This window comes from Saccharothrix sp. ST-888 (assembly GCF_000955975.1).
In the GTDB taxonomy this organism is placed as follows: Bacteria; Actinomycetota; Actinomycetes; order Streptomycetales; family Streptomycetaceae; genus Kitasatospora.
Window position 1 is genome coordinate 81008 of sequence record NZ_JYJF01000003.1, and the last position, 26224, is coordinate 107231.

Sequence of the window (26224 nt, forward strand, 5' to 3'; positions counted from 1 at the left end):
CGGTGCATGTCGTACTCGCCGGCGGCGGGACCGCCGGTCACATCGAGCCGGCCCTCGCCCTCGCGGACGCCCTCCGCAGGCACGACCCGAGCTGCGGGATCACCGCCCTGGGCACCGAGCGCGGACTGGAGACCCGGCTGGTCCCCGAGCGCGGCTACGAGCTGGCGCTGATCCCGGCCGTTCCGCTGCCACGCAGGCCCACCCCCGAGCTGATCACCGTCCCGGGCCGACTGCGCGGCACCGTCCGCGCCGCCCAGGACATCATCGAGCGGGTCAAGGCCGACGCGGTGGTCGGCTTCGGCGGCTATGTCGCCATGCCCGCCTATCTGGCGGCCAAACGTGCCGGAGTGCCGATCGTGGTGCACGAGGCCAACGCGCGCCCCGGCCTGGCCAACAAGATCGGCGCCCGCTACACGGACTTCGTCGCGGTCTCCACCCCCGACTCCAAGCTCCGGGACTCCCGCTACATCGGCATCCCGCTCCGCCGCACCATCGCCACCCTGGACCGCAACGCGGTGCGCCCCGAGGCCCGGCACTACTTCGGCCTCGACCAGCGACTGCCCACCCTGCTGGTCTCCGGCGGCTCGCAGGGCGCCCGCCGCCTGAACGAGACCGTCCAGGCGATCGCCCCGCGGCTGCAGCAGTACGGCGTGCAGATCCTGCATGCGGTCGGCCCGAAGAACGAGCTGCCGGTGATCGACGACATCCCCGGGATGCCGCCGTACCGGGCCGTGCCGTACGTGGACCGGATGGACCTCGCGTACGCCGCCGCCGACCTGATGCTCTGCCGGGCCGGTGCGATGACCGTCGCCGAGCTGGCCGCGGTCGGGCTGCCAGCTGCCTTCGTCCCGCTGCCGATCGGCAACGGCGAGCAGCGGCTGAACGCCCAGCCGATGGTCAAGGCGGGCGGCGGGCTGCTGGTGGACGACGCCGAGCTGACCCCGGACTGGGTGCTGCAGAACGTGCTGCCGGTGCTCACCGATCCGCGCAGGCTCTGGGACATGAGCCGGGCCGCCGCCGAGTTCGGCCGCCGCGACGCGGACGAGCTGCTGGTCGGCATGGTCTACGAGGCGATCGAGGCATCAAGGGGCGGCCGCCGTCGTGGCTGACGCCTCGATCCACGAGGACCCGGAGTCCGTACCCGGACTCCGGCTCTCCCGGCGTGGAATCGTGGTGCTGAGCGCCTTCGGCGCCCTGGTGCTGGGGGCGCTCGGCTGGCTGGTCTTCTTCTCCTCGGCCCTGGACGTGCGCACCGTCGCCGTCCAGGGCCTGGAGAGCGGCAAGCTGACGGACGACCAGGTCCGCGAGGCACTCGGGGGGCTCCAGCACGGGCCGCTGGCCAGGATCGACCTGACCGAGGCCGAGCACCGGGTGGAGAAGCTCCCCCGGGTGTCCAAGGCCGAGGTCTGGCGGGGCTGGCCGCACACCCTCCGGGTCAAGCTGGCCGAGCGCAAGCCGGTCGCGGCGATCAAGAACCCGGACGGCACCTTCTCGCAGGTGGACGCCGCCGGAGTGAGCTTCGCCACCGAACCGAGTGCCCCCGCGGGAGTCCCGCTGGTCGAACTGGCACTCAGTCAGCAGGCGAACGATGCCGCGGGGGTGATCGATCGGGCGACCCTGCTCCGGGCGGCGGTGACGGTGGCCGCAGGGCTGCCGGCCGAGGTCGCCAAGCGGGCCGGGGCGCTGCAGATTCACTCGTACGACGACATTCGACTGCAGCTCAGCGGGGGTGTGACGGTCCGCTGGGGGAGTCCGGAACGCACTGCTCGCAAGGCCGTTGTGCTGACCGCGCTGCTCGGTCAGCGGGGTGCGAATTATGACGTGAGTGCGCCGGACGCCCCGGCCGTCTCGGGTTGATCCGGTAAGTTCTCTCCCCGAGGGCGGTGTTGACGGAGTCACAACTCCGCCCCGACCCTTGGTGGTCACCCCGGTTTCGCCGGGCGGTCGATGATCACATAGGCTCAAAAGAAAAACGGGAAGCTCGGCGTGTTCGTTGAACATGGGCCAGATGCGACCTACTGTCCTGTGTCACCAGGCTGTGTCTCACGGTGATGTGACGCAGGCACAGCTGCAACCCTAAAGCTCAAGTTTAGGGTTCGGGTCGGTGGTCGGCATTTCGGACATTCAGTCCTGAAACCCTGCTCCCCACCCTTCGACATCCGTCGGCCTTCACGACACGGGGAAGCCGACCCCGAAATTCGAGGCGAGAGGCCTTCGACGTGGCAGCACCGCAGAACTACCTCGCAGTCATCAAGGTCGTCGGTATCGGCGGCGGTGGTGTGAACGCCATCAACCGGATGATCGAGGTCGGTCTCAAGGGCGTCGAGTTCATCGCGATCAACACCGATGCGCAGGCCCTCCTGATGAGCGACGCCGACGTCAAGCTCGATGTTGGCCGTGAACTCACCCGGGGCCTGGGCGCCGGCGCCAACCCCGAGGTCGGCCGCAAGGCCGCCGAGGACCACCGCGAGGAGATCGAGGAGGTCCTCAAGGGGGCCGACATGGTCTTCGTCACCGCCGGTGAGGGCGGCGGCACCGGCACCGGTGGCGCGCCCGTCGTGGCCAACATCGCCCGCTCGCTCGGCGCGCTGACCATCGGCGTGGTCACCCGCCCCTTCACCTTCGAGGGCCGCCGCCGCGCCAACCAGGCCGAGGACGGCATCGCGTCGCTGCGCGAGCAGGTCGACACCCTGATCGTGATCCCGAACGACCGGCTGCTGTCCATCTCCGACCGCCAGGTCAGCGTGCTGGACGCGTTCCGCTCCGCCGACCAGGTGCTGCTCTCCGGTGTCCAGGGCATCACCGACCTGATCACCACCCCCGGCCTGATCAACCTCGACTTCGCCGACGTCAAGTCGGTCATGTCGGACGCCGGTTCGGCCCTGATGGGCATCGGCTCCGCCCGGGGCGAGGACCGCGCCAAGGCGGCCGCCGTGATGGCGATCTCCTCGCCGCTGCTGGAGGCGTCCATCGACGGGGCGCGCGGTGTGCTGCTCTCCATCTCCGGCGGCTCCGACCTCGGTCTCTTCGAGATCAACGAGGCGGCCCAGCTGGTCAGCGAGGCGGCCCACCCCGAGGCCAACATCATCTTCGGTGCGGTCATCGACGACGCGCTCGGCGACGAGGTCCGGGTCACCGTGATCGCGGCCGGCTTCGACGGCGGCCAGCCGCCGGCCATCGTCCGAGACCCGGTCGTGAAGGCCAGTGCGCCGAGCACCCCGCCGGCCGCGCCGGAGCGGCCGACCGCCCGCCCCTCGTACGGGAACATCGGTTCGGTGACCTCCCGCGAGGAGTCCCGTCCGTCCGAGGCCCCGGCGACCACGACCGCTGCGCCGGTCCCGCCGCAGGTGCAGCCGGTCCGGCAGCCCTTCGTGGAGAGCCCGGCCGAAGAGCTCGACGTGCCGGACTTCCTGAAGTAAGCACATGTGAAGTAAACACTCTTAAGTGATCTATACGACTGAACGCTCTGGTGCTCACTTCGCCTTCACCGACCGGTGGGGCGGGGTGAGCACCGCGCCGTACGGGGAGCTCAACCTCGGCGGCGCGGTCGGGGACGACCCGGCCGCCGTACGGGAGAACCGCACGCTCGCCGCCCGTGAGCTGGGGATCGACCCGGCCGACGTGGTCTGGATGAACCAGGTGCACGGCGCCGAGGTCGCGGTGGTGAGGGAACGCCAACGGCAGGGCCAGGCGCCGACGGTGGACGCGGTGGTCACCGACCGGCTGCTCGCGCTCGCGGTGCTCACCGCGGACTGCACGCCCGTCCTGCTGGCCGACCCGGTGGCCGGGATCGTCGGTGCCGCGCACGCGGGCCGTCCGGGGCTGGCCGCCGGGGTCGTCCCGGCGGTGGTCCGGGCGATGCTGGCGCAGGGCGGGGCGGCGGAGCGGATCGTGGCCGCGATCGGGCCCGCGGTCTGCGGTCGCTGCTACGAGGTGCCGGCCGAACTGCGCGCCGAGGTCGCGGCCCTGGTGCCCGCGGCCCGTGCGGAGACCTCCTGGGGGACGCCCGCGCTGGACGTACCCGGCGGTGTCGCGCGGCAGCTGGCCGAGGCGGGGATCACCGAAGTAGTGCGATCATCTGTCTGCACCCTTGAGTCGGCCGATCACTTCTCCTATCGCCGCGAGCAGCGCACCGGCCGACTTGCGAGCTACGTCTGGTTGGGCTCTGAACTCTCATGACGAATGACATCTACGGACCGTTCCCGGGTCGTGCGGACTTCCTGGCCGGCCTGACGGAGCAGCAGCGCGACCGCTACGAGCAGCTCGGCACCAACCTGGAGGTCGTCGAGCGCCGGATCGTCGCCGCCTGTGAGGCGGCCGGACGCCCTCGCGAGGACGTCACCCTGATCGTGGTCACCAAGACCTACCCGGCCGAGGACACCGCCCTGCTGGCCGGACTGGGTGTCACGGACGTGGCCGAGAACCGCGACCAGGACGCCGCCCCGAAGGCCGAGCTCTGCGTCCAACTGCCGCTGACCTGGCACTTCGTGGGTCAGTTGCAGACCAACAAGGTGCGCTCGGTGGTCCGTTACGCCGATGCCGTGCACTCGGTGGACCGGCCGCGCCTGGTGGAGTCGCTGTCCGCCGCCGTCCTCAGGTCCGAACGGGCCCCGCTGGACTGCCTGGTGCAGGTCGCGCTGGACAAGGAGAGCGGCGAGGGCGAGCACCGGGCCGGGGTCGCGCCGGCCGATGTGCCGGCGCTGGCCGACAAGATCGCCGACACGCCCGGACTGCGGATGGCCGGTGTGATGACCGTCGCACCGCTGGCCGGACCGCTGGCCGACCGGCCGGACCTGGCGTTCGCGCGGCTGGCGGAAATCGCAAGCGCAGTACGGGCGAGCCATCCTGCTGCCACCATGGTGTCGGCAGGGATGAGCGGTGATCTGGAGCAGGCCGTGGCTGCCGGGGCGACACATGTACGCGTCGGTACGGCGGTACTCGGAGTGCGGTCACCGCTCGGGTAACGTCACCGAGTAAGTAGATCAGACTGCAGGACAAAACAGGACATAAAACCTAGCAGCTTGCCACAGCGCTAGCGAACCGTGGATCGCATCCCCGCAGCCGCCCCTCACCACCCTTGACGGACCGTCGTCGACATGACGGTGCGTCGGCGGCCGGCGGGAAACCAACAGGTCAGGACTCGGGCCGCAGGTGACGATCCACCACAGAGCGGAGGAGACAGGAGCATGGCCGGCGCAATGCGCAAAATGGCGGTCTACCTCGGCCTCGTGGAGGACGAGACGTACGACGGCCAGGGGTACGACCCCGACGACGACTACGACGCGGACCCCGAGCCGATCAGGACGGGCCGGACGGAGGACCTGCAGCGGCCCGCTGCCGTACCCGCCCCGGCGCCCGTCGCGCACATCGCGCCGCAGCCGGTCCCGGCCGCCGTGCCGATCCGGCAGGAGGCTCCGAGGATGGCCCCCGTGTCGTCCATCACACCCGAACGCCGCCACAATCTGGAGAAGAGTGCCCCGGTGATCATGCAAAAGGTCGTCAACGAGCGAGAGCCGTACCGCATCACCACACTCCACCCGCGAACCTACAACGAGGCCCGCACAATCGGCGAGCAGTTCCGTGGCGGTACCCCGGTGATCATGAATCTGACCGAGATGGACGACACCGATGCCAAGCGGCTCGTAGACTTCGCGGCTGGACTCGTCTTCGGTCTGCACGGCAGTATCGAGCGAGTGACACAGAAGGTGTTCCTGCTGTCGCCTGCTAACGTCGATGTAACGGCGGAGGACAAGGCTCGGATCGCCGAGGGTGGGTTCTTCAACCAGAGCTGACCCGGCCACGACTTTATGTGTGGATCCAACGACAGTGAGTAACTGACGGTATGTCGGCCAGGGAGAGGGAAACGCGATGGGGATCGTGTGGGCAGTGCTGTACTACGCACTGACCGTCTTCCTGCTGATCCTGCTCTTCAGGCTCGTCATGGACTGGGTGTTCCAGTTCGCCCGCTCGTGGCGTCCGGGGAAGGCCATGGTCGTGGTCCTCGAGGCCACGTACACTGTCACGGATCCGCCACTCAAGCTTCTTCGGCGATTCATCCCGCCGTTGCGTCTCGGGGGCGTGGCGCTCGACCTGTCCTTCTTCGTACTGATGATCATTGTGTTTGTCCTGAGATCGCTCGTGCTGACTCTGCCGTCTTGAGCGCTGCGACAGGATGCCGGTGTGCCGACGATCACGTTGAGGTGAAGAGATGCCATTGACCCCCGAGGACGTTCGGAACAAGCAGTTCACGACCGTCCGGCTGCGTGAAGGCTATGACGAGGACGAGGTCGATGCCTTCCTCGACGAGGTCGAAGCCGAACTGACGCGCCTGCTCCGCGAGAACGAGGACCTGCGCGCCAAGCTGGCCGCCGCCACCCGGGCCGCCGCGCAGAACCAGGCGAACATGCGCAAGGAGCAGCCGCCGCAGGACGCCCGTCCTGGTGCACCTGTTCCCGCTGCCATATCCGGCCCGCCGGTTCCTGGCCAGCAGAACGGCGGCCCCCAGATGGGCGGTCAGCCGATGGGCGGACAGCCTCAGCTGGGTGGCCCGCAGCAGATGGGTGCCCCGCAGCAGCAGATGGGTAACCAGCCGCTCGGCCTGCCGTCCGGTGCCCCGCAGCTCCCGGCCGGTCAGGGTGCCCCGATGGGCCAGCAGCAGCAGATGGGCCAGACCATGGGCGGCCAGCAGCAGCTGGTGCAGCCGATGGGCGGTCAGATGCTCCAGCCGCTGGGTGGCCCGATGGGTCAGCAGCAGCTCGGTGGCCAGCCCCAGCTCGGTGGCCAGCCCCAGCTGGGCGTCCCGCAGCAGCAGATGGGCCAGACCATGGGCGGCCAGCAGCAGCTGGCGCCGATGGGTGCGCCGATGGGTCAGCAGCAGCTCGGCGGCCCGATGGGTGGCCCGATGGGCCAGCAGCAGGGTCCCGGTGGCGACAGTGCCGCCCGTGTGCTGGCGCTCGCCCAGCAGACCGCCGACCAGGCGATCTCCGAGGCCCGCTCCGAGGCCAACAAGATCGTCGGCGAGGCGCGCAGCCGCGCCGAGGGTCTGGAGCGGGACGCCCGCGCCAAGGCCGACGCGCTGGAGCGGGACGCGCAGGAGAAGCACCGCGTGGCGATGGGCTCGCTGGAGTCCGCCCGCGCGACGCTGGAGCGCAAGGTCGAGGACCTGCGCGCCTTCGAGCGTGAGTACCGCACCCGCCTGAAGTCCTACCTGGAGACCCAGCTGCGTCAGCTGGAGTCGCAGGCCGACGACTCGCTCGCCCCGCCGCGGATCCCCGCCACCGCCTCGCTGCCGCCGGCCGCGTCGTCGATGGCTCCGGCTCCGGCCTCGGCGATGAGCAGCGCCTCGCCCAGCTTCGGCAGCCAGCCGTCCTTCGGTGGCAACGGCCAGTCCTTCGGCGGCCAGAGCTCCTTCGGCGGCGGTGGCGGCCAGCCCTCCTTCGGTGGGCAGGCGAGCGGCTCGACCGGTGCCGCGCAGATGGCTCCCGCCGGGATGACCCAGCCGATGGCCGCGGTCCGTCCGCAGCCGCCGCAGCCGATGCAGCAGGCTCCGGCCCCGATGCGCGGCTTCCTCATCGACGAGGACGGCGACAACTAAGCAGTACCCACTTCGAGGGCGCCCCCACTGTGACTTCAGGTCGCGGCGGGGGCGCCCTCGTTGTCTGCCCGGGCGCGGACCGGGGCGCGGGGGCTTGCGCGGGTGAGTGTGCACCTTCGTCCGGGGTCGGCCGCGCGGGCACTCGCACGGCACGGCAGGCGAATGGCCGGTGGCCGCCACCCTCTCCCGGGTGGCGGCCACCGGCCGTTCGAGGCGGTCAGGCCTTGCGGAGCTGGAAGGCGAGGCCGAGGCTCTCGTCGGAGAAGGTCTCGGACTCCCAGTCGGCGGCGCCGGTGGCGAAGTCGGTCGCGAGGACCTCCTCGGCGACCAGGTGGCCGTGCTCGGCGATGGCCTCCGCGGTCTCCTCGTTGGCGGCGTGCCAGCGGAGGACGATCCGGTCGGCGACGTCCAGACCGGAGTTCTTCCGGGCCTCCTGGATCTGGCGGATGGCGTCGCGGGCGACGCCGAGCCGCTTGAGCTCCGGGGTGATGGCCAGGTCGAGCGCGACGGTGGCGCCGGACTCGTTGGCGACGGCCCAGCCCTCGCGCGGGGTCTCGGTGATGACGACCTCGTCGGGGGAGAGGGCGATCTGCTCGCCGTTCAGTTCGACGCTCGCGCTGCCGGTGGCGCGCAGCGAGGCGGCGAGCTCCGCCGCGTCGGCGGCCGCCACGACCTTGGCCACGTCCTGGACGCCCTTGCCGAAGCGCTTGCCCAGGGCCCGGAAGTTGGCCTTGGCGGTGGTGTCCACCAGCGAGCCCCCGACCGTGGCCAGCGACTCCAGGGTGGAGACGTTGAGCTCCTCGGCGATCTGCGCGCGCAGGTCCTCGGGCAGCTCCTCCCAGCCCTGGGCGGCGATCAGGGCCCGGGAGAGCGGCTGACGGGTCTTCACGCCCGACTCGGCACGGGTGGCGCGGCCCAGCTCGACCAGGCGGCGGACCAGCGCCATGTGCCGGGAGAGGTCGGTGTCGATCAGCGACTCGTCCGCGACCGGCCACTCGGCCAGGTGCACCGAGGCCGGGGCCTCGGCGTCGACCGGGACGACCAGGTCCTGCCAGACCCGCTCGGTGATGAACGGGGTGAGCGGGGCCATCAGGCGGGTGACGGTCTCCAGGGCCTCGTGCAGGGTGGCGAGCGCCGCGGCGTCGCCCTGCCAGAAGCGGCGGCGCCCGCGCCGGACGTACCAGTTGGAGAGGTCGTCGACGAAGCCGGAGAGCAGCTTGCCGGCCCGCTGGGTGTCGTACGACTCCAGCGCGGCGTCCACCTCGCGGACCAGGGTGTTCAGTTCGGAGAGCACCCAGCGGTCCAGCTGCGGCCGGTCGGCCGGCGCCGGGTCGGCGGCGGAGGGGGCCCAGCCGGTGGTGCGGGCGTACAGGGCCTGGAAGGCGACGGTGTTCCAGTAGGTGAGCAGCGTCTTGCGCACCACCTCCTGGATCGTGCCGTGCCCGACCCGGCGGGCCGACCAGGGCGAGCCGCCGGCCGCCATGAACCAGCGGACCGCGTCGGCGCCGTGCTGGTCCATCAGCGGGATCGGCTGCAGGATGTTGCCCAGGTGCTTGGACATCTTGCGGCCGTCCTCGGCCAGGATGTGGCCCAGGCAGACCACGTTCTCGTAGCTGGACTTGTCGAAGACCAGGGTGCCGACGGCCATCAGCGTGTAGAACCAGCCGCGGGTCTGGTCGATCGCCTCGGAGATGAACTGGGCCGGGTAGCGGCTCTCGAACAGCTCCTTGTTCTGGTACGGGTAGCCGTACTGGGCGAACGGCATCGAGCCCGAGTCGTACCAGGCGTCGATCACCTCGGGCACCCGGACCGCCGTGCCGGAGCACTGCGGGCAGGCGAAGGTGACGTCGTCGATGAACGGGCGGTGCGGGTCGAGGCCGCTCTGGTCGGTGCCGGTCAGCTCGGAGAGCTCGGCCAGCGAGCCGACACAGGTGAGGTGGTTGTCCTCGCAGCGCCAGATCGGCAGCGGGGTGCCCCAGTAGCGGTTGCGGCTCAGTGCCCAGTCGATGTTGTTGTTCAGCCAGTCGCCGAAGCGGCCGTGCTTGACGTTCTCGGGGAACCAGTTGGTGTTCTCGTTCTCCCGGATCAGCGCGTCCTTGACCGCGGTGGTGCGGATGTACCAGGACGGCTGCGCGTAGTACAGCAGCGCGGTGTGGCAGCGCCAGCAGTGCGGGTAGCTGTGCTCGTACGGGAGGTGGCGGAAGAGCAGGCCGCGCGCGGCGAGGTCGGCGACCAGGGTCTCGTCGGCCTTCTTGAAGAAGACGCCGCCGACCAGCGGGACGTCGGCCGCGAAGGTGCCGTCCGCCTCGATCGGGTTGACCACCGGCAGGCCGTACTTGCGGCAGGTCGCGAGGTCGTCCGCGCCGAAGGCCGGGGCCTGGTGGACGATACCGGTGCCGTCCTCGGTGGTGACGTAGTCGGCGTTGAGGACGAAGTGCGCGCCCTCCAGCTCGACCAGCTCGAACGGGCGCTGGTAGGCCCAGTGCTCCATCTCGGCGCCGGTGAACGACTGGCCGGTGGTCTCCCAGCCCTCGCCGAGCGCCTTGCCGACCAGCTGCTCGGCGACGACCAGCTGCTCGTTGCCGTCGGTGGCCACCACATAGGTGACCTCGGGGTGCACGGCGGCGGCGGTGTTGGAGACCAGGGTCCACGGGGTGGTCGTCCAGACCAGCAGCGCGGCCTGACCGGCCAGCGGGCCGCTGGTCAGCGGGAAGCGGACGAAGACCGAGGGGTCGACCACGGTCTCGTAGCCCTGGGCCAGCTCGTGGTCGGAGAGGCCGGTGCCGCAGCGGGGGCACCAGGGGGCGACCCGGTGGTCCTGGACCAGCAGGCCCTTGTCGAAGATCTGCTTGAGCGACCACCAGACCGACTGGACATAGGACGGGTCCATGGTGCGGTAGGCCTGGTCGAGGTCGACCCAGTAGCCCATCCGCTCGGTGAGCTTGGTGAACTCGTCGGTGTGCCGGGTGACCGACTCGCGGCACTTGGCGTTGAACTCGGCGATGCCGTACCGCTCGATGTCCTGCTTGCCGGAGAAGCCGAGTTCCTTCTCGACGGCCAGCTCGACCGGGAGGCCGTGGCAGTCCCAGCCGGCCTTGCGGGCGACGTGGTAGCCCTTCATGGTCCGGAAGCGGGGGAACACGTCCTTGAAGACGCGGGCCTCGATGTGGTGGGCACCGGGCATGCCGTTGGCGGTCGGCGGGCCCTCGTAGAAGACCCACTCGGGGCGGCCCTCGGACTGCTCCAGGCTGCGCTGGAAGACCTTGTTGTCGCGCCAGAAGCTCAGGATCTGGTGCTCGAGGGCGGGCAGGTCCACCTGCGCAGGGACGGCGTTGTAGGTGGTCATCGCGGGTGTCTACCTCCGGCGGATGCTTGGACTGGATCCTCCGGAGGGACGAGACGGCGAGCCGTCCCGCGGTACCACCCTCCTTGACCGCGGTACTGCTGCTCGCGGCCCTCTTGTTTGGGTTGTGCTGCCGGGTCTACTGGGCCGTCGGGCCGTTCTTCCGGCGGCTCAGGGGTGATCTTCCCGTCGTGCACGCCCCCGGGCTCGCACCGTCCCCGGGTCGCTCGTGGCTGCGTACGTCGGTACTCGTCCCATCAGCGCCTTGCAGGCCCAGTGTATCCGGCTGCACAAGCCGGTTAAGCCGTAACTCGCCCGTCACCCGGGGTACGGCATGCGGTGAGGTTAGCGGATGACGATCTGGGCACAACTTGGTCAGCAACTCGGGTGGGGCGGCAGCGGCGGCTGCTCGGGTGGGTTGAAATCGGGGCATCGGTATGTCCCGTTGTGACCGGATTCGATGGGGATTATCGTTCCGGCACTGGAAGCCGCCGGGAACCGGCGGTTCGTTTCGTTCGTAGATGAGGTCGAAGCCATGGCTGACAAGGCAATCGGCGGTACCGCCACCGAGCGGGTACGCAAGGCCGTGGCGGGCGACTCAGGGGAGGGCACCGTGACCAACGCACGGCACAAGACCAGCACCACGACCGGCCGCGCTGCCGCTACCAGCCGCAACCACACCCCGGTGGGCACGGGAGCCCGCGGTGGCGCCGAGTCGGTGGACCCGGCCGAGCTGCCGATCCGTCCCGGCGAGGAGCCCTGGACCTCGGCCGAGGTCGCCGAGCTGCACGCCGAGCTGAACGACGAGCTGGGGCGGCTGCGGGCCGAGATCGAGTCGGCCGAGGCCGCGATCACCGGCCTGATGCGCGACTCCAACGACGGCGCGGGGGACGACCAGGTCGACGCCGGCACCAAGAACATCAACCGGGAGAGTGAGCTCGCGCTGGCCAACAACGCCCGCGACAGCCTCGCTCAGGCCGAGCGCGCGCTGGCCCGGCTCGAAGGGGTCGGCTTCGGCGTCTGCGAGTCCTGCGGCCAGGCGGTGGGCAAGGCCAGACTGCAGGCCTTCCCACGGGCGACCCTCTGTGTGAGCTGCAAGGCGAAGCAGGAACGCCGGTAGCACCGGGCCGAGGTCTTTCGGCGGATCGAAGTGTCGCTCGGGCCGAAGTGGACCTGGGGGTCGGGCGTTGCCGTACGCTCGACCCCGTAACGTCGGCCCTCTTTCCCCCAGCCTTCGGCCGGGGGTACCCCCTCAGGCAGCGGAGCGGATCATCAGTACGCCAGGTTCCCCCCAAACCCAGGACGACTCCGTCCCGACCGCGCCCGTGGAGGCCGCCGTGGACGAGCCCGTCGGCGCCACCGCCGCCGGTGCGGCGCCCGGCGTCGTCCGCCGCCGCCGGATCGGTGTGCTGCTGACCGTCGCACTGCTCGCCTACCTGATCGACCTGGGCAGCAAGCTGCTCGTGGTGGCCCGGCTCGAAAGCCACCAGCCGATCCAGGTGCTCGGTGACGTGGTCACCCTCCAGGTGATCCGCAACGGGGGTGCCGCCTTCGGCATGGGCCAGGCGATGACGATCGTCTTCACCATGATCGCCTCCGCCGTGATCGTGGTGATCTGGCGGATCGCCCGGAAGCTCTACAGCCTGCCCTGGGCGATCGCGCTCGGGCTGCTGCTCGGCGGCGCGTTCGGCAACCTCACCGACCGCCTGTTCCGCACCCCCGAGGCGTTCCGGGGCCATGTGGTGGACTTCATCTCCGTCCAGCACTTCGCGGTCTTCAACCTGGCCGACTCGGCCATCGTCTGCGGCGGCATCCTGGTGGTCCTGCTCTCTTTCCGGGGCAGCAACCCGGACGGGACCGTCCACCAGGCGGCCAAGGAGGCGTAGCGGGCGACGGGCGCGGGGCCGAGCTGTAAAGGCGGGCTCCGCGTTCCGGCATACTCGTACGGGTGAGTACCGCAGCGCAGACCCGCAGCCTCCCCGTACCCGACGGCCTTGAGGGTGAGCGGCTCGACGCCGCCCTCGCCCGGATGTTCGGCTTCTCCCGGACGAAGGCCGCCGAGCTGGCCGCCGACGGCAAGGTCACGATCGACGGGACGACGGCAGGCAAGTCGGACCGGGTCGTGGCCGGCAGCTGGCTGGAGGTCGAGATCCCGGCTCCCGCCGCCCCCGCGCAGATCGTTGCCGAGCCCGTCGAGGGCATGCGGATCGTGCACGACGACGACGACATCGTGCTGATCGACAAGCCGGTCGGCGTGGCCGCCCACCCCAGCCCCGGCTGGACCGGCCCGACCGTGATCGGCGGCCTGGCCGCCGCCGGCTACCGGATCTCCACCTCCGGCGCGGCCGAGCGGCAGGGCATCGTGCACCGGCTGGACGTCGGCACCTCCGGCCTGATGGTGGTGGCCAAGTCGGAGCGCGCGTACACCGACCTCAAGCGGCAGTTCCACGACCGGATCACCGAGAAGAAGTACAACGCGCTGGTCCAGGGCCACCCCGATCCGCTGAGCGGCACCGTGGACGCGCCGATCGGCCGCCACCCCAGCTCGGACTGGAAATGGGCGGTGACCCGGGACGGCAAGCCCTCGGTCACCCACTACGACCTGATCGAGGCGTACCGGGCGGCCTCGCTGCTGGACATCAAGCTGGAGACCGGCCGGACCCACCAGATCCGGGTGCACATGTCCGCGCTGCGCCACCCCTGCGTCGGCGACCTCACCTACGGCGCCGACCCGACCCTGGCCAAGCGGCTGGGCCTGACCCGGCAGTGGCTGCACGCCGTCGCGCTCGGCTTCGAGCACCCGGCGGACGGGCAGTGGGTCGAGTTCAGCAGCCCCTACCCGGCCGATCTGCAGAAGGCCCTCGACATCATCGCCTCGGAGAGCTGAGATGGCGCGGATCGAGGTGGCGGGGACGGAAGCCGAGCTGGCACTGGCGTACGGCGTCCGGCGCGAGGTCTTCGTCGAGGAGCAGAACGTGCCCGCCGAGCTGGAGTACGACGAGCTCGACGCCACCTCGGTCCACCTGCTCGCGCTCGCCGAGGACGGCTCGCCGCTGGGTACCGGCCGGCTGATCCACGGTGCGCACGCGCTCGCGCTCACCGGCCGCGAGGGGCGGGTGCTGCTCGGGCGGCTCGCCGTGGCCAAGGCCGCCCGGGGCACCGGGCTGGGGGCGGAGCTGGTCCGCGCGACCGAGCAGGCGGGCCGCGAACGCGGCGGCCTGGAGCTCGAACTGCACGCCCAGGTACAGGCGTTGGGCTTTTACGAGCGGCTCGGCTATGTCGCCGAGGGACCGGTCTACGACGACGCCGGGATACCGCACCGGACGATGACCCGGGTGCTCTGAGGGGCGCGCTTCGGGGCCCTGCTCACGGGGCCTCGCCGGTGCGGATCCGGGGGAGGGCGTATGGGTGCTCGTCGCGGAGGTAGGCGAAGAGCTGTTCGCGTACCTCGAAGCGCAGGACGGCGGCGTCGTCCGGGGTCCGGGCGGTCATGGCGGCCCGGACGACCAGGGTGCTCGGCGTGCAGTCGGTGATCTGCAGGGACCACTCCATGCCGTCCCAGAGCGGTGAGTCCACCAGGAACCGGTGCAGGGCGGCACGCAGCTGGTCGACGGGTGTGCGGTGGTCGAGGTGGAGCAGTACCCAGGCGAGCAGACCGGGATCCCGGCGGGTCCAGTTCTCGAACGGCCTGCTGACGAAGTACGAGACCGGGACGATCAGTCGGCGGTAGTCCCAGAGCCGTACCACCAGATAGGCGAGGGTGATCTCCTCCACCGTGCCCTGCTGGCCGTCCACCAGTACGGTGTCGCCGATCCGTACGGTGTCGCCGAAGGCGATCTGCAGGCCGGCGAAGAAGTTGCCCAGGGTGCTCTGGGCGGCGATGCCGGCGACGATGCCCAGGATTCCGGCCGAGGCCAGCAGGCTGGTGCCGACGGTGCGCATCGCCTGGAAGGTCAGCAGCATCACGGCGGCCGTGACCACCGCGATCACCGCGCTGACCACCCGGCGCAGCATGCCGATCTGGGTCCTGACCCGCTGCACCCGGGCCGCGTCGTCGGTGACGCTCTCGTACCGGCCGAGCACCGCCTGCAGTGCCGCCGCCACGATTCTGACGGTCAGCCAGCCGAGGCAGGCGAGCAGGAGCAGCAGGACGACGTGGTGCAGCTCGCCGTCGCGCACGCCGAACAGCCGCTCCAGCGGCTGCCCGGCCAGCAGCAGGCCGGTGGCGACCACCAGTTGAAGGGGGATCCGGCAGCGTCGCAGCAGTGGCCAGACCGGTGCCTGTGGGTGGCGGGTGGCGACCCGCTGCAGTACCTGGTCGACGATCCAGCCGACGGCCAGGGTGACGGCGACGACGGCGAGCAGGGTGGCGAGCGGCCAGAGCACGGGACACCTCGACGAGGTCGGCACCGGGTGTTCCTCGGGTGGTCTTCCCGGGTGTTTTGCACCATACCGCGCGGATTTGACGGCCTGGGTGATTGGCGTGACGGCCCGTGAGTGGCCTGCCTATCATCAGAGCGAGCGATGGTTCGAACGAGCGGAGGATGGGGCCCATGAGCGCCGAACGGGAGATCGCCGACGACGAGCTGATGGAGGTCGGCTACGACGCGGAGCAGGCGCACCGGCTGCACAAGGCACTGCGGACCATCGCGGACAACCCGTCGGTGGGCGACGGGTTGCAGCGGATGGCCAAGGACGTGCTCGGCGGCCGGGTCGCGATGAGCGAGGTGGTGCGCTCCGACGGGTACCTCGGTCTGATCGGTGACCGGCTCTCGGAGATGCGCAAGGCCGCCGAGGAGTTGACGCCCGAGCAGCAGGCGCAGTCCGAGCAGCGGGCGGAGAAGCTGCGCCAGGAACACGAGCAGGAGGAGCGCGAGGAGCGCGAGCGGCGGGAGGCAGCGGAGCGCGGGGGCTGGTAGCAGGGCCGGCCGGGGCGCCCCCCGAGGGGTGGTGCATACCTCTCCGGGGCCGGGTGGGGCTTACGACTTCCCTACCGCGCACACGGATAGGATCGGTACCCATGAACTTCGGTGGGGCATGGCGGCGCTGGCGCAGGGGTCTGACGACCCGCAGGGTGCTGGCCGGCTCGGTGGCACTGGTGCTGCTGGCCGGGGCCGGTACGGCCGCGGTGGCGGCCGGGTCCGACCAGGCCGCGGTGCACGAGGAGGATCGTTTCCTCGACATGCCCGAGACACCGGGCAGCAAGCAGACCGTCCGCCTGGACACCTCCTTCTTCACCACCGGCGACAGCCCCCGCCCGGCCGTCCTGCTGGCGCACGGCTTCGGCGGCAGCAAGGACGGCGAGCGCGACCGCGCCCGGCAGCTGGCCCGCTCCGGGTATGCCGTACTGACCTGGTCGGCGCGCGGCTTCGGCGCCTCCGGCGGGAAGATCGGCCTCGATGCGCCCGATCGGGAGATCGAGGACGTCAAGCACCTGGTCGACTGGCTGGCCAAGCGCCCCGAGGTGCAGTTGGACGCCCCCGGCGACCCCCGGGTCGGCATCACCGGTGCCTCGTACGGCGGCGGCGCCGCGCTGCTGGCCGCCGCGTACGACCCCCGGATCGATGCGGTGGCCAGCCAGATCACCTGGTGGAACCTGGCCGACGCGCTCTTCCCGCAGGGCGTCCGGGGGAGCAGCGCGGCCGACGGAGTGTTCAAGAAGCTCTGGGCCGGGATCTTCTTCACCACCGGCTCGGCCGGGGACCTGGGCCCCTCCGCGGCCAAGCGGCCGGGGAGTGCGGGCGGGCCGGTCGGCTGCGGGCGTTTCCTGGACTCGCTCTGCGCAATGTACGACCGGGTCGCGACCACCGGCCGGGCGGACGCCGACGCGATCGCCACCCTGGAGCGGTCCAGCCCGTCCTCGGTGGCCTCCCGGATCAAGGCGCCGACGCTGGTGGTGCAGGGCCAGCAGGACTCGCTCTTCCCGCTGGACCAGGGCGATGCCATCGCCAAGGCGGTCGCCGCGAACGGCGCGCCGGTCGGCGTGGACTGGTTCGCGGGCGGCCATGACGGCGGCACCGAGGGCAGCGCCCGGGTGGACTCCCGGGTCACCGGGTGGTTCGACCACTATCTGAAGGGCGCGACGAACGACACCGGCCCGGCCTTCCGGGTCACCCGCACCGGCGGGGTCGACTCCACCGGCTTCCAGGCCGTGCTGCGCGGCGCCGACGCCGACAGCTACCCCGGGCTGTCGGGTACGGGCTCGCGCAGCTTCGAGCTCGACGGCCGGACCCAGGACGTCGCCAACCCGCCGGGCGGAGCGCCGCCGAACATCTCCACGCTGCCGGGGATCGGCGCGCTCTCCCAGCTCGCGTCGGTCGGCGCGGGGCTCTCGCTGGACTTCCCGGGCCAGTTCGCGGCCTTCGAGTCCGCGCCGCTGGACCAGAGCCTGCACCTGACCGGCGCACCCGGGGTCTCCGTCCACGTCCGGGCCGACCGGCCGGACGCGGTGCTCTTCGCGAAGCTGTACGACGTCGGACCGGACGGCAGCAGGACGCTGCCCCAGCAACTGGTCGCCCCGCTGCGGGTGACCGGCGCGGACGCGGCCGGCGGACGCACCGTCGAGGTCGCCCTGCCCGCCGTGGACCACACCTTCGAGTCCGGGCACCGGCTCAGCCTGGTGCTGGCCGCCACCGACCTCGCGTACGCCTCGCCCGCCGAACCCGCCACCTACCAGGTCTCGGTGGCCGGGCCGCTGACCGCGCCGACCGTGGCCGGGCTGCGCACCGAGGCGGCTGGGCTGCCCGTGCGGACCTGGTTGCTGCCGCTGGGCGCCGTCGCGCTGGCCGTGCTGCTGCTGTTCGGCCGCCGGCTGCGTCCGGGCCGGTCCCGCAGGCCGGCCGCCGACCCGGCGCTGGCCGAAGTCCCGCTGCAGATCAGCGGGTTGAGCAAGCGCTACCACGGCGCGGCGGACCGGTACGCGGTCAAGGACCTGACCTTCCGGGTGGAGCAGGGGCAGGTGCTCGGCCTGCTCGGCCCGAACGGCGCCGGGAAGACCACCACCCTGCGGATGCTGATGGGCCTGATCCGGCCGGACGCCGGGGAGATCCGGCTCTTCGGGCACGCGGTGCGCCCCGGCGCGGCCGTCCTCTCCCGGGTGGGCTCCTTCGTGGAGGGCTCGGGCTTCCTGCCGCACCTCACCGGCCGGGCCAACCTGCGGCTGTACTGGCGGGCCACCGGCCGCCCGGCCGAGGACGCCCACTTCGAGGAGGCCCTGGCCATCGCCGACCTGGGCGAGGCGCTGGACCGCGCGGTGCGCACGTACTCCCAGGGCATGCGCCAGCGGCTGGCCATCGCCCAGGCCATGCTCGGCCTGCCGGACCTGCTGATCCTGGACGAGCCCACCAACGGGCTCGACCCGCCGCAGATCCGCGAGATGCGCGAGGTGATGATCCGGTACGCCGCCGCCGGACGTACCGTCATCGTCTCCAGCCACCTGCTCTCCGAGGTCGAGCAGAGCTGCACCCACCTGGTGGTGATGGACCGCGGACGGCTGGTCAGCGCGGGCGCCGTCGGCGAGATCGTCGGCGAGGGCGAGCTGCTGCTGGTCGGCACCCCGGCCGACTACCCGGCCGAGGAGCTGGCGGCGGCCGCCGAGAAGGCGGCCGGCCTGGCGGGCGTCGGTACGGTCTCGGTGGTCGAGCACGGCCTGCTGGTGCAGCTCGACGGCATGACGGCCGGCCGGCTGGTCGCCGAACTGGTCGGGCTCGGCGTCCCGGTGGAGCGGGTCGGACCGCACCGGCGGCTGGAGGACGCGTTCCTGTCCCTGATCGGAGGCTCGGCGTGAGCACGTTGACGGCTGACCGTGCGGAGGGCTACCGGGCCGGCCGGACCCTGCCGCTGCGGGTGGAGATCATCCGCCAACTGCGGCGGCGGCGGACCCTGGTGATGACCGCGGTGCTGGCGGCGATGCCGCTGGTCATCCTGGCGGCGTTCCAGATCGGCGGCACCCCCGACCGGCCCGGCCGCACCACCTTCATCGAGCTGGCGACCGCCTCCGGGCCCAACTTCGCCGCCACCATGCTCTTCATGGGCACCGGCTTCATGCTGGTCATCCCCGTCGCGCTGTACTGCGGGGACACCGTGGCCTCCGAGGCCAGCTGGTCCTCGCTGCGGTACCTGCTGGCCGCGCCGGTGCCCAGGGCCAGACTGCTGGTGCGCAAGTTCACGGTCGGGCTGCTCTTCTCGGCGGCCACGATCGTGCTGCTGCCGCTGCTCGGCCTGGTGGTGGGCACCGCGGCGTACGGCTGGGGCGACCTCCAACTGCCGACCGGCGTCAGTCTGCCCGCCTCGGTCGCGCTGCCCCGGCTCGCCCTCGCGGTGGCCTTCGTCTTCCTCAGCGAACTGGTCATCGCGGCGCTGGCGTTCTGGCTGTCGACCGCGACGGACGCCCCGCTGGGGGCGGTCGGCGGGGCGGTGTTCGTCACGATCATCACCGGTGTGCTGGACGCGGTCACCGCGCTCGGCTCGCTGCGCGAGTGGCTCCCGGCGCACTGGCAGTACTCCTGGGCCGACGCGCTCCAGCCCCAACTGGAGTGGGGCGGCATGCTCCAGGGCGTCTCGCTGTCGGTCAGTTACGCGATCGTGCTGCTCGCGTTGGCGTTCCGGGGCTTCGCCCGCAAGGACGTGGTGTCCTGATCCGCGGTCCCGGGGCGGCCGTGTGCCGTTCCGGGCCGGCTCGGCAGGGCGGCCGGGTCGGCGGATGCCCGGGGACGGGCGGGATGGGCGATGATGGACGGGACCGTGGTGTCCGTCAGTGAAGGATCGAATTCGTGGCCCAGATCGTGCTCTTCCACTCCGTCTACGGACTGCGCCCGGCGGTGTCGGCCGCGGCCGAGCGACTGCGTGCGGCCGGGCACGTGGTGCACACGCCGGACCTGTACGAGGGGCGGGCCTTCGACGACATCGAGGCGGGCACCGCGTACCAGGAGGAGATCGGCAACGACGAGCTGCTGCGGCGGGCCGTCGGCGCGGTCGCGCCGCTGCTGAGCTCGGGCCCGGCGGCCGAGGAGGGGCTGGTGTACGCCGGGTTCTCGCTCGGCGGGGCGCTGGCGCAGAACCTGGCGCTGGCGGACGAGCGGGCCCGGGGCCTGCTGCTCCTGCACGGCACCTCGGACATCCGGGAGGACGCGCAGACCGGGATCCCGGTCCAGCTGCACGTCGCCGAGCCGGACCCGTTCGAGTCCGAGGACTGGCTGAACGCCTGGTACCTGCTGATGTCCCGGGCCGGTGCCGACGTCGAGGTGCACCGCTACCGGGGCGCCGGCCACCTCTACACCGACCCGGAGCTGCCGGACTACGACGCCGAGGCCGCCGAGCGGACCTGGTCCGCCGCACTCGACTTCCTCACGGAGCTGGACGGCTGACGCGAGCGCGGCGGGGCGGGTGCCTCGGCGGTGCGATGCCGGGCCGGAGGGTGACCACGAAGGCGCCGGGGGGTCTGGACGTACGGGGTGTGGTGGTTCAGCAGCAGGAATGCCCACAGCCCCGGCTCGGATGCCCCGACCAGGACACCGAGACCGCCTGCCCAGCGGGACATGAGGTGAAGGATTAGACTCGGTCGCGCGAACGCGGAAGCCGTGGTCCGCCCCCCATCTGCCGGTCGGTCTTGCGTGTTTCACCGCCCCGCGATCCCGTACCGAGACCCCGGAGGCCCCGCCTTGAGCGACCAGCCGTACGCGCATCTGCACGTCCACACCGAGTACTCGATGCTCGACGGTGCCGCCCGGCTGAAGCAGTTGTTCAAGGAGGTCGAGCGGCTCGGGCAGACCCATGTCGCGATGACCGACCACGGCAACATGTACGGCGCGGCGGAGTTCCACAAGCAGGCCACCGCGGCGGGCATCACCCCGGTGATCGGCATCGAGGCGTATGTCGCGCCGGAGGCCCGCCACAACACCAAGCGCATCCTGTGGGGCCAGCCGCACCAGAAGAAGGACGACGTCTCGGCGTCCGGCGCCTACACCCACAAGACCATCTGGGCCCGGAACAGGGAGGGCCTGCACAACCTCTTCAAGCTGACCTCGCGCTCCTACGCCGAGGGCTGGCTGGTGAAGTGGCCCCGGATGGACAAGGAGATCATCGCCGAGCACGCGGCCGGGCTGATGGCCACCACCGGATGCCCCTCCGGCGAGGTGCAGACCAGGCTGCGGCTCGGCCAGTTCGACGAGGCGGTCAGGTCGGCCGCCGACTACCAGGACATCTTCGGCCGGGAGAACTACTTCCTGGAGCTGATGGACCACGGCCTGGACATCGAGAAGCGGGTCCGCGACGGCCTGTTGGAGATCAGCAGGAAGCTGAGCATCCCCCCGGTGGTCACCAACGACTCGCACTACACCACCGAGGCCGACGCGGGCGCGCACGACCTGCTGCTCTGCGTGCAGACCGGCAAGAACCTCTCCGACCCGGACCGGTTCCGCTTCGACGGTACCGGCTACTACATCAAGTCGGCCGCCGAGATGTACGGCCTGGACTCCTCGGACGCCTGGCAGGAGGGCTGCCGCAACAGCCAGCTCCTGGTCGCCGAGCGGGTCGACACCAGCGGCATGTTCGAGTTCAAGAACCTGATGCCGCGCTTCCCCATCCCGGAGGGCTTCCAGAGCGAGGCGGACTTCTTCAGGTCCAAGGTCTGGGAGGGCATGGACTGGCGCTTCCCGGGCGGCTACGACGAGGAGCACCGGAAGCTCGCCGAGTACGAGATGGACACCATCATCCAGATGGGGTTCCCGGCGTACTTCCTCGTGGTCGCCGACTTCATCATGTGGGCGAAGAGCCAGGGCATCGCGGTGGGCCCCGGCCGTGGTTCGGCGGCCGGTTCGCTGGTCGCGTACGCGATGGGCATCACCGACCTCGACCCGATCCCGCACGGCCTGATCTTCGAGCGCTTCCTCAACCCCGAGCGCATCTCGATGCCCGATGTCGACATCGACTTCGACGAGCGCCGGCGCGGCGACGTGATCCGCTACGTGACGGAGAAGTGGGGCTCCGACAAGGTCGCCATGATCGTCACGTACGGCACCATCAAGGCGAAGGCCGCCATCAAGGACTCCTCCCGGGTCCTCGGCTACCCCTACGCGATGGGTGACCGGATCACCAAGGCGATGCCGCCGGACGTGATGGGCAAGGGCATCCCGCTCTCCGGGATCACCGACAGCTCGCACCCGCGCTACGGCGAGGCGGGCGAGATCCGCGGCCTGTACGAGAACGACCCGGACGTCCGGAAGGTCATCGACACCGCGCGCGGTATCGAGGGCCTGATCCGCCAGCCCGGTGTGCACGCGGCCGGTGTCATCATGTCCGCCGAGCCACTGACCGACCACATCCCGGTCTGGACCCGGCACACCGACGGTGTGACCATCACGCAGTTCGACTACCCCACCTGCGAGGGCCTCGGCCTTCTGAAGATGGACTTCCTCGGCCTGCGCAACCTCACGATCATGGACGACGCCGTCAAGGCGATCGAGAAGAACAAGGGCATCAGGATCAACCTGCTTGATCTGCCCCTGGACGACAAGCCCACCTACGAACTGCTCGCCCGCGGCGACACGCTCGGCGTCTTCCAGCTCGACGGCGGCCCGATGCGCTCGCTGCTGCGCCTGATGAAGCCCGACAACTTCGAGGACATCTCCGCCGTTCTCGCGCTGTACCGACCGGGCCCGATGGGCGTCAACTCGCACACCAACTACGCCCTGCGCAAGAACGGCCAGCAGGACATCACCCCGATCCACCCGGAGCTGGAGAAGCCCCTGGAGGAGATCCTCAAGCCGACCTACGGCCTGATCGTCTACCAGGAGCAGGTGCAGAAGGCCGCGCAGATCCTGGCAGGCTACTCACTCGGCCAGGCCGACCTGCTGCGCCGGGCGATGGGCAAGAAGAAGAAGGAGATCCTGGAGGCGGAGTTCGTCCCGTTCCAGAAGGGCTGCCGGGAGCACGGTTACTCGGACGCGGCCGTCCAGGCGGTCTGGGACGTCCTGGTCCCGTTCTCCGGCTACGCGTTCAACAAAGCCCACACCGCCGGGTACGGGCTGGTCTCGTACTGGACCGCGTACCTCAAGGCCAACTACCCGGCCGAGTACATGTCCGGGCTGCTCACCTCGGTCAAGGACGACAAGGACAAGTCCGCGGTCTACCTCAACGAGTGCCGCAAGATGGGCATCCAGGTGCTCCCGCCGGACGTGAACGAGTCGGACTCGGACTTCACCCCGCACGGTGACACCCTCGTCCGCTTCGGCCTCACCGCGATCCGCAACGTCGGCGGCCCGGTGGTGGATTCGATGATCCGCACCAGGAAGGCCAAGGGGAAGTACACCTCCTTCCCCGACTTCCTGGACAAGGTGGAGTCGGTGGTCTGCAACAAGCGGACCGTCGAATCCCTCATCAAGGCGGGTGCGTTCGACTCGCTCGGGCACACCCGCAAGGGCCTGACCGCCGAGTTCGAGCCGATGATCGACAACGTGGTCGGGGTCAAGCGCAAGGAGGCCGAGGGCCAGTTCGACCTGTTCGGCGGGGACACCGCCGCCGACGAGCCGAGCTTCGGCCTCGACGTGGTGTTCACCGAGGACGAGTGGGAGAAGGCCTTCCTGCTCACCCAGGAGCGCGAGATGCTCGGGCTCTACGTCTCCTCGCACCCGCTGCACGGCATCGAGCACGTCCTCGCCGACAAGGCGGACTGCGCCATCGCCGACCTCGCCGAACGCCCCGACGGCACCATCGTCACCATCGGCGGCATCATCTCGGGCCTCCAGCGGAAGATGACCAAGCAGGGCAACGCCTGGGCCATCGCCACCGTCGAGGACCTGGCCGGCTCGATCGACTGCATGTTCTTCCCGGCCAGCTACCAGCTGGTCTCCTCCCAACTGGTCGAGGACGCCGTGGTGTTCGTGCGCGGCAAGCTCGACAAGCGGGAGGACGTGCCGCGGCTGATGGGCATGGAGCTGTCCGCGCCGGACCTCTCCAACGCGCACGCCGAGGCGCCGATCATCATCTCCATCCCGAGCGTGAAGATCACCCCGCCGCTGGTCGCCCGGCTCGGCGAGGTGCTCACCCACCACCGGGGCTCCACCGAGGTGCGGCTGCGGCTGGAGGGCACCCGGCAGACCACGGTGCTGCGGCTCGACCGGCACCGGGTGAAGTCCGACCCGGCGCTGTTCGGGGACCTCAAGCAGCTGCTCGGGCCGAGCTGCCTGGTGAGCTAGCTGCTGTAGCGGGCGCGGGACTTCGGGTGAACGGACCTCCCCCCGGGGGTCCGATCGCCCGACGGCGCCGCTGTAGCGGGCCCGGGCCCGGTGTGGGGTTCCGGATGCTGACGGTCGGTCAACTCGGTTGCAGATCAGAGGGATCGGGCGCCGAGCCCGGCCGGGACGGCGGTGTGGAGGGCGGCGATGAAGGCGGCCACGGCCGGGTGGGCGCCGGCTCCGGCGCGGAACGCGGTACGGGTGCGCCGGTACATCGGCAGCCGGGTGAGGGTCACCCCCGGATGCGCGCCCGCCGTCACACCGAGATGCGGGACCAGGGCCACCCCCTGGCCGGCCGCCACCAGGGCCAGCACGGTGGTGAAGTCGTCGATCCAGTGTCTGACCTGCGGGGTGAACCCGGCCGCCGCGCAGGCGCGTTGGGCCATGGTGTGGCAGAGCGTGCCGAGCGGGGCCATGATCCAGGGGGCGTCCCGGTGCTCGGTGAGCCCGCCCGGGGCGAGCGCGGCGAGGTACATCGGCTCGGTGAACAGCGGCGCGGTGGCCGCCAGCCCCGGCTCCGGCTCGGCCGGGACGAGGTCGTACTCGTGGATCAGCGCGACGTCCAGCTCGCCCGCGCGGAGCGCGGCGGCCACGCCGGCCGGGTCCACCTCGGTCACCATCGGCACCAGCCCGGGATGCCGCCCGGCCAGCTCGGCCAGCGCGGCCGGGATGATCGCGCGGGCGGCCGACGGATACGTCCCGATCCGCAGCGGGCCGGCCAGCCCCCGGCGGGCGTGCGCCAGCTCCGCACCCGCCTGCTCCAGCCGCTCCAGCACCGCCTCCGCGTGCCGGACCAGGTTCCGCCCGGCCGGGGTCAGCGCCACCCGCCGCCCGCTGCGCTCCAGCAGTGCCACCCCGGCCTCCCGCTCCAGCGCCGACAGCTGCTGGGAGACCGCCGACGGGCTGAAGGAGAGCGAGTCGGCGACCGCGGCGATGGTCCCCAGATGGGCGAGTTCGCGCAGCAGGCGCAGACGGCGGACATCGAGCATCAGCCCAGCTTACGAGAAGCCTCGGAAATGTGAACTGGACCTGCACGGTGCTCGGACGGCAGGCTCGGGGGCATGGAACTGCAGGGGATCTACGTACCGCTGATCACACCGTTCGACGAGGACGGCTCCGTCGCCACCGACGCCCTGGACGGGCTGGCCCGCACGGTGCTGGACCAGGGGGCCGCCGGGCTGGTCGCGCTCGGCACCACCGGGGAGCCCGCCACCCTGGACGAGGACGAGCGCCGGACCGTCACCGAGGTCTGCGCCCGGGTCTGCCGCGAGCGCGGCGTCCCGCTGATCGTCGGAGCGGGAAGCAGCGACACCCTGCGCAGTGCCCGGCAGCTCGCCGAGCTGACCGGCGTGGACGCGGCGCTGGTGACCGTCCCGTCCTTCACCCGGCCGGGCGAGGCCGGGGTCCTGGCGCACTTCGAGTACCTGGCCGCGCACAGCGCCGTACCGCTGGTGATCTACCACATCCCCTACCGGACGGGGCAGGCGCTGAGCGCCGCCACCCTGCGCAGCCTGCTGGCGCTGCCCGGGGTGGCCGGGGTCAAGTACGCGGTGGGCGGGATCGACGAGAGCACCGTCGAACTGCTCGCGGACGGGCCCGCCGGGGTCATGGGCGGGGACGACGCGGTGCTCTCGCCGCTGCTCGCGCTGGGCGCCGCCGGGGGCATCCTGGCCTCGGCCCATCTGGCCACCGACCGGTTCGTGGAACTGGTGGACGCCTGGCACAAGGGCGACGCCGTACGGGCCCGGGAGCTCGGCCACCGGCTGGCGGCACTCTCCGGCTCGGCCTTCGCCGAGCCCAACCCGAGCGTGATCAAGGGAGTGCTGCACGCGCAGGGGCGGATTCCCACGGCGGCCGTGCGGCTGCCGCTGCTCCCGGCGGGGGAGGCCTCGGTGGGGCGGGCACTGGAGCTGCTCGCCGCCGTCGCGTAGTGCCCCGAGGGGGCCTCCGGGGCGTCCGCCGGGGTGACCACAGCGTGGGACGAAATCTTGGGTTGGGGCGCCGACCGGGCATGATGGGCCAGGTGCGGGGCCAGAACGAGCACGGCAGAACAAC

Annotated in this window: 21 protein-coding genes; 18 read left to right on the forward strand and 3 right to left on the reverse strand. The window is 71.1% G+C overall.

The genetic code is table 11. The features are described from left to right. Nucleotides 1-2: 2 nt before the first annotated feature. From murG to UK12_RS02825, 8 genes are all read left to right on the forward strand, one after another. Nucleotides 3-1109, forward strand: coding sequence for an undecaprenyldiphospho-muramoylpentapeptide beta-N-acetylglucosaminyltransferase (murG, locus tag UK12_RS02790; RefSeq protein WP_045299059.1), 1107 nt, complete (start codon nucleotides 3-5; stop codon nucleotides 1107-1109). Continuing rightward, the gene (locus tag UK12_RS02795; protein WP_045299060.1) at nucleotides 1102-1857 is read left to right on the forward strand and encodes a cell division protein FtsQ/DivIB; all 756 of its coding nucleotides are present in this window, start codon (nucleotides 1102-1104) and stop codon (nucleotides 1855-1857) included. Before murG ends, UK12_RS02795 begins: the two co-directional genes overlap by 8 nt. A gap of 362 nt (nucleotides 1858-2219) precedes the next feature. Next, nucleotides 2220-3419: a cell division protein FtsZ gene (gene ftsZ, locus UK12_RS02800; RefSeq protein WP_045299061.1), complete on the forward strand. Its 1200-nt coding sequence runs from the start codon at nucleotides 2220-2222 to the stop codon at nucleotides 3417-3419. Between the two features lie 25 nt (nucleotides 3420-3444). Continuing rightward, complete coding sequence (gene pgeF / locus UK12_RS02805; RefSeq protein WP_197084500.1) at nucleotides 3445-4179, forward strand: peptidoglycan editing factor PgeF; 735 nt, start codon at nucleotides 3445-3447, stop codon at nucleotides 4177-4179. Further along, nucleotides 4176-4964 (forward strand): YggS family pyridoxal phosphate-dependent enzyme, encoded by a 789-nt coding sequence (locus UK12_RS02810; RefSeq protein ID WP_082119247.1) that lies wholly within the window; start codon nucleotides 4176-4178, stop codon nucleotides 4962-4964. The genes pgeF and UK12_RS02810 overlap by 4 nt, the downstream gene beginning before the upstream one ends. A 222-nt stretch (nucleotides 4965-5186) precedes the next feature. Continuing rightward, a complete protein-coding gene (locus UK12_RS02815; RefSeq protein WP_045299062.1) occupies nucleotides 5187-5792 on the forward strand; it encodes a cell division protein SepF in 606 nt (201 codons plus the stop codon). 94 nt (nucleotides 5793-5886) lie between these two features. Next, a complete protein-coding gene (locus UK12_RS02820) occupies nucleotides 5887-6159 on the forward strand; it encodes a YggT family protein (protein WP_331386630.1) in 273 nt (90 codons plus the stop codon). A 49-nt stretch (nucleotides 6160-6208) separates the two neighbouring features. After that, nucleotides 6209-7594, forward strand: coding sequence for a DivIVA domain-containing protein (locus UK12_RS02825; protein ID WP_045299064.1), 1386 nt, complete (start codon nucleotides 6209-6211; stop codon nucleotides 7592-7594). A gap of 217 nt (nucleotides 7595-7811) precedes the next feature. On the opposite strand, the gene ileS is transcribed toward UK12_RS02825, so the two are convergent. Beyond that, the gene (gene ileS, locus UK12_RS02830; RefSeq protein WP_045299066.1) at nucleotides 7812-10940 is read right to left on the reverse strand and encodes an isoleucine--tRNA ligase; all 3129 of its coding nucleotides are present in this window, start codon (nucleotides 10938-10940) and stop codon (nucleotides 7812-7814) included. Between the two features lie 532 nt (nucleotides 10941-11472). Between ileS and UK12_RS02835 the strand changes: the two genes are divergently transcribed. The 4 genes from UK12_RS02835 to UK12_RS02850 all read left to right on the forward strand — a co-directional run bounded on the left by UK12_RS02835 (nucleotide 11473) and on the right by UK12_RS02850 (nucleotide 14281). Then, on the forward strand, nucleotides 11473-12057 hold the full coding sequence (locus UK12_RS02835) for a TraR/DksA family transcriptional regulator (protein WP_197084501.1): 585 nt from the start codon (nucleotides 11473-11475) through the stop codon (nucleotides 12055-12057). A 217-nt stretch (nucleotides 12058-12274) separates the two neighbouring features. Continuing rightward, complete coding sequence (gene lspA, locus UK12_RS02840; RefSeq protein WP_045299262.1) at nucleotides 12275-12823, forward strand: signal peptidase II; 549 nt, start codon at nucleotides 12275-12277, stop codon at nucleotides 12821-12823. A 62-nt stretch (nucleotides 12824-12885) separates the two neighbouring features. After that, entirely contained in the window at nucleotides 12886-13824 is a 939-nt protein-coding gene (locus UK12_RS02845; protein ID WP_045299067.1) for an RluA family pseudouridine synthase, read from the forward strand. Between the two features lies 1 nt (nucleotide 13825). Then, complete coding sequence (locus UK12_RS02850) at nucleotides 13826-14281, forward strand: GNAT family N-acetyltransferase (RefSeq protein ID WP_045299069.1); 456 nt, start codon at nucleotides 13826-13828, stop codon at nucleotides 14279-14281. Nucleotides 14282-14303: 22 nt separating this feature from the next. Here UK12_RS02850 and UK12_RS02855 read toward each other — a convergent pair whose 3' ends face one another. After that, on the reverse strand, nucleotides 14304-15347 hold the full coding sequence (locus tag UK12_RS02855) for a mechanosensitive ion channel family protein (protein ID WP_197084502.1): 1044 nt from the start codon (nucleotides 15345-15347) through the stop codon (nucleotides 14304-14306). A gap of 143 nt (nucleotides 15348-15490) precedes the next feature. On the opposite strand from UK12_RS02855, the gene UK12_RS02860 reads away from it, so the two are divergent. From UK12_RS02860 to dnaE, 5 genes are all read left to right on the forward strand, one after another. Continuing rightward, the gene (locus UK12_RS02860) at nucleotides 15491-15856 is read left to right on the forward strand and encodes a hypothetical protein (RefSeq protein ID WP_045299072.1); all 366 of its coding nucleotides are present in this window, start codon (nucleotides 15491-15493) and stop codon (nucleotides 15854-15856) included. A 101-nt stretch (nucleotides 15857-15957) separates the two neighbouring features. Then, a complete protein-coding gene (locus tag UK12_RS02865; protein WP_045299073.1) occupies nucleotides 15958-18723 on the forward strand; it encodes an alpha/beta fold hydrolase in 2766 nt (921 codons plus the stop codon). After that, a complete protein-coding gene (locus UK12_RS02870) occupies nucleotides 18720-19574 on the forward strand; it encodes an ABC transporter permease (RefSeq protein WP_045299075.1) in 855 nt (284 codons plus the stop codon). Before UK12_RS02865 ends, UK12_RS02870 begins: the two co-directional genes overlap by 4 nt. Before the next feature lie 134 nt (nucleotides 19575-19708). Then, entirely contained in the window at nucleotides 19709-20302 is a 594-nt protein-coding gene (locus UK12_RS02875) for a dienelactone hydrolase family protein (RefSeq protein ID WP_045299077.1), read from the forward strand. A gap of 294 nt (nucleotides 20303-20596) precedes the next feature. Then, nucleotides 20597-24130, forward strand: coding sequence for a DNA polymerase III subunit alpha (gene dnaE, locus UK12_RS02880; RefSeq protein ID WP_045299079.1), 3534 nt, complete (start codon nucleotides 20597-20599; stop codon nucleotides 24128-24130). Nucleotides 24131-24264: 134 nt separating this feature from the next. On the opposite strand, the gene UK12_RS02885 is transcribed toward dnaE, so the two are convergent. Further along, nucleotides 24265-25158, reverse strand: coding sequence for a LysR family transcriptional regulator (locus UK12_RS02885; protein WP_045299081.1), 894 nt, complete (start codon nucleotides 25156-25158; stop codon nucleotides 24265-24267). Nucleotides 25159-25230: 72 nt separating this feature from the next. Between UK12_RS02885 and UK12_RS02890 the strand changes: the two genes are divergently transcribed. Then, nucleotides 25231-26100: a 4-hydroxy-tetrahydrodipicolinate synthase family protein gene (locus tag UK12_RS02890; RefSeq protein WP_045299082.1), complete on the forward strand. Its 870-nt coding sequence runs from the start codon at nucleotides 25231-25233 to the stop codon at nucleotides 26098-26100. The last annotated feature ends 124 nt before the right edge of the window (nucleotides 26101-26224 follow it).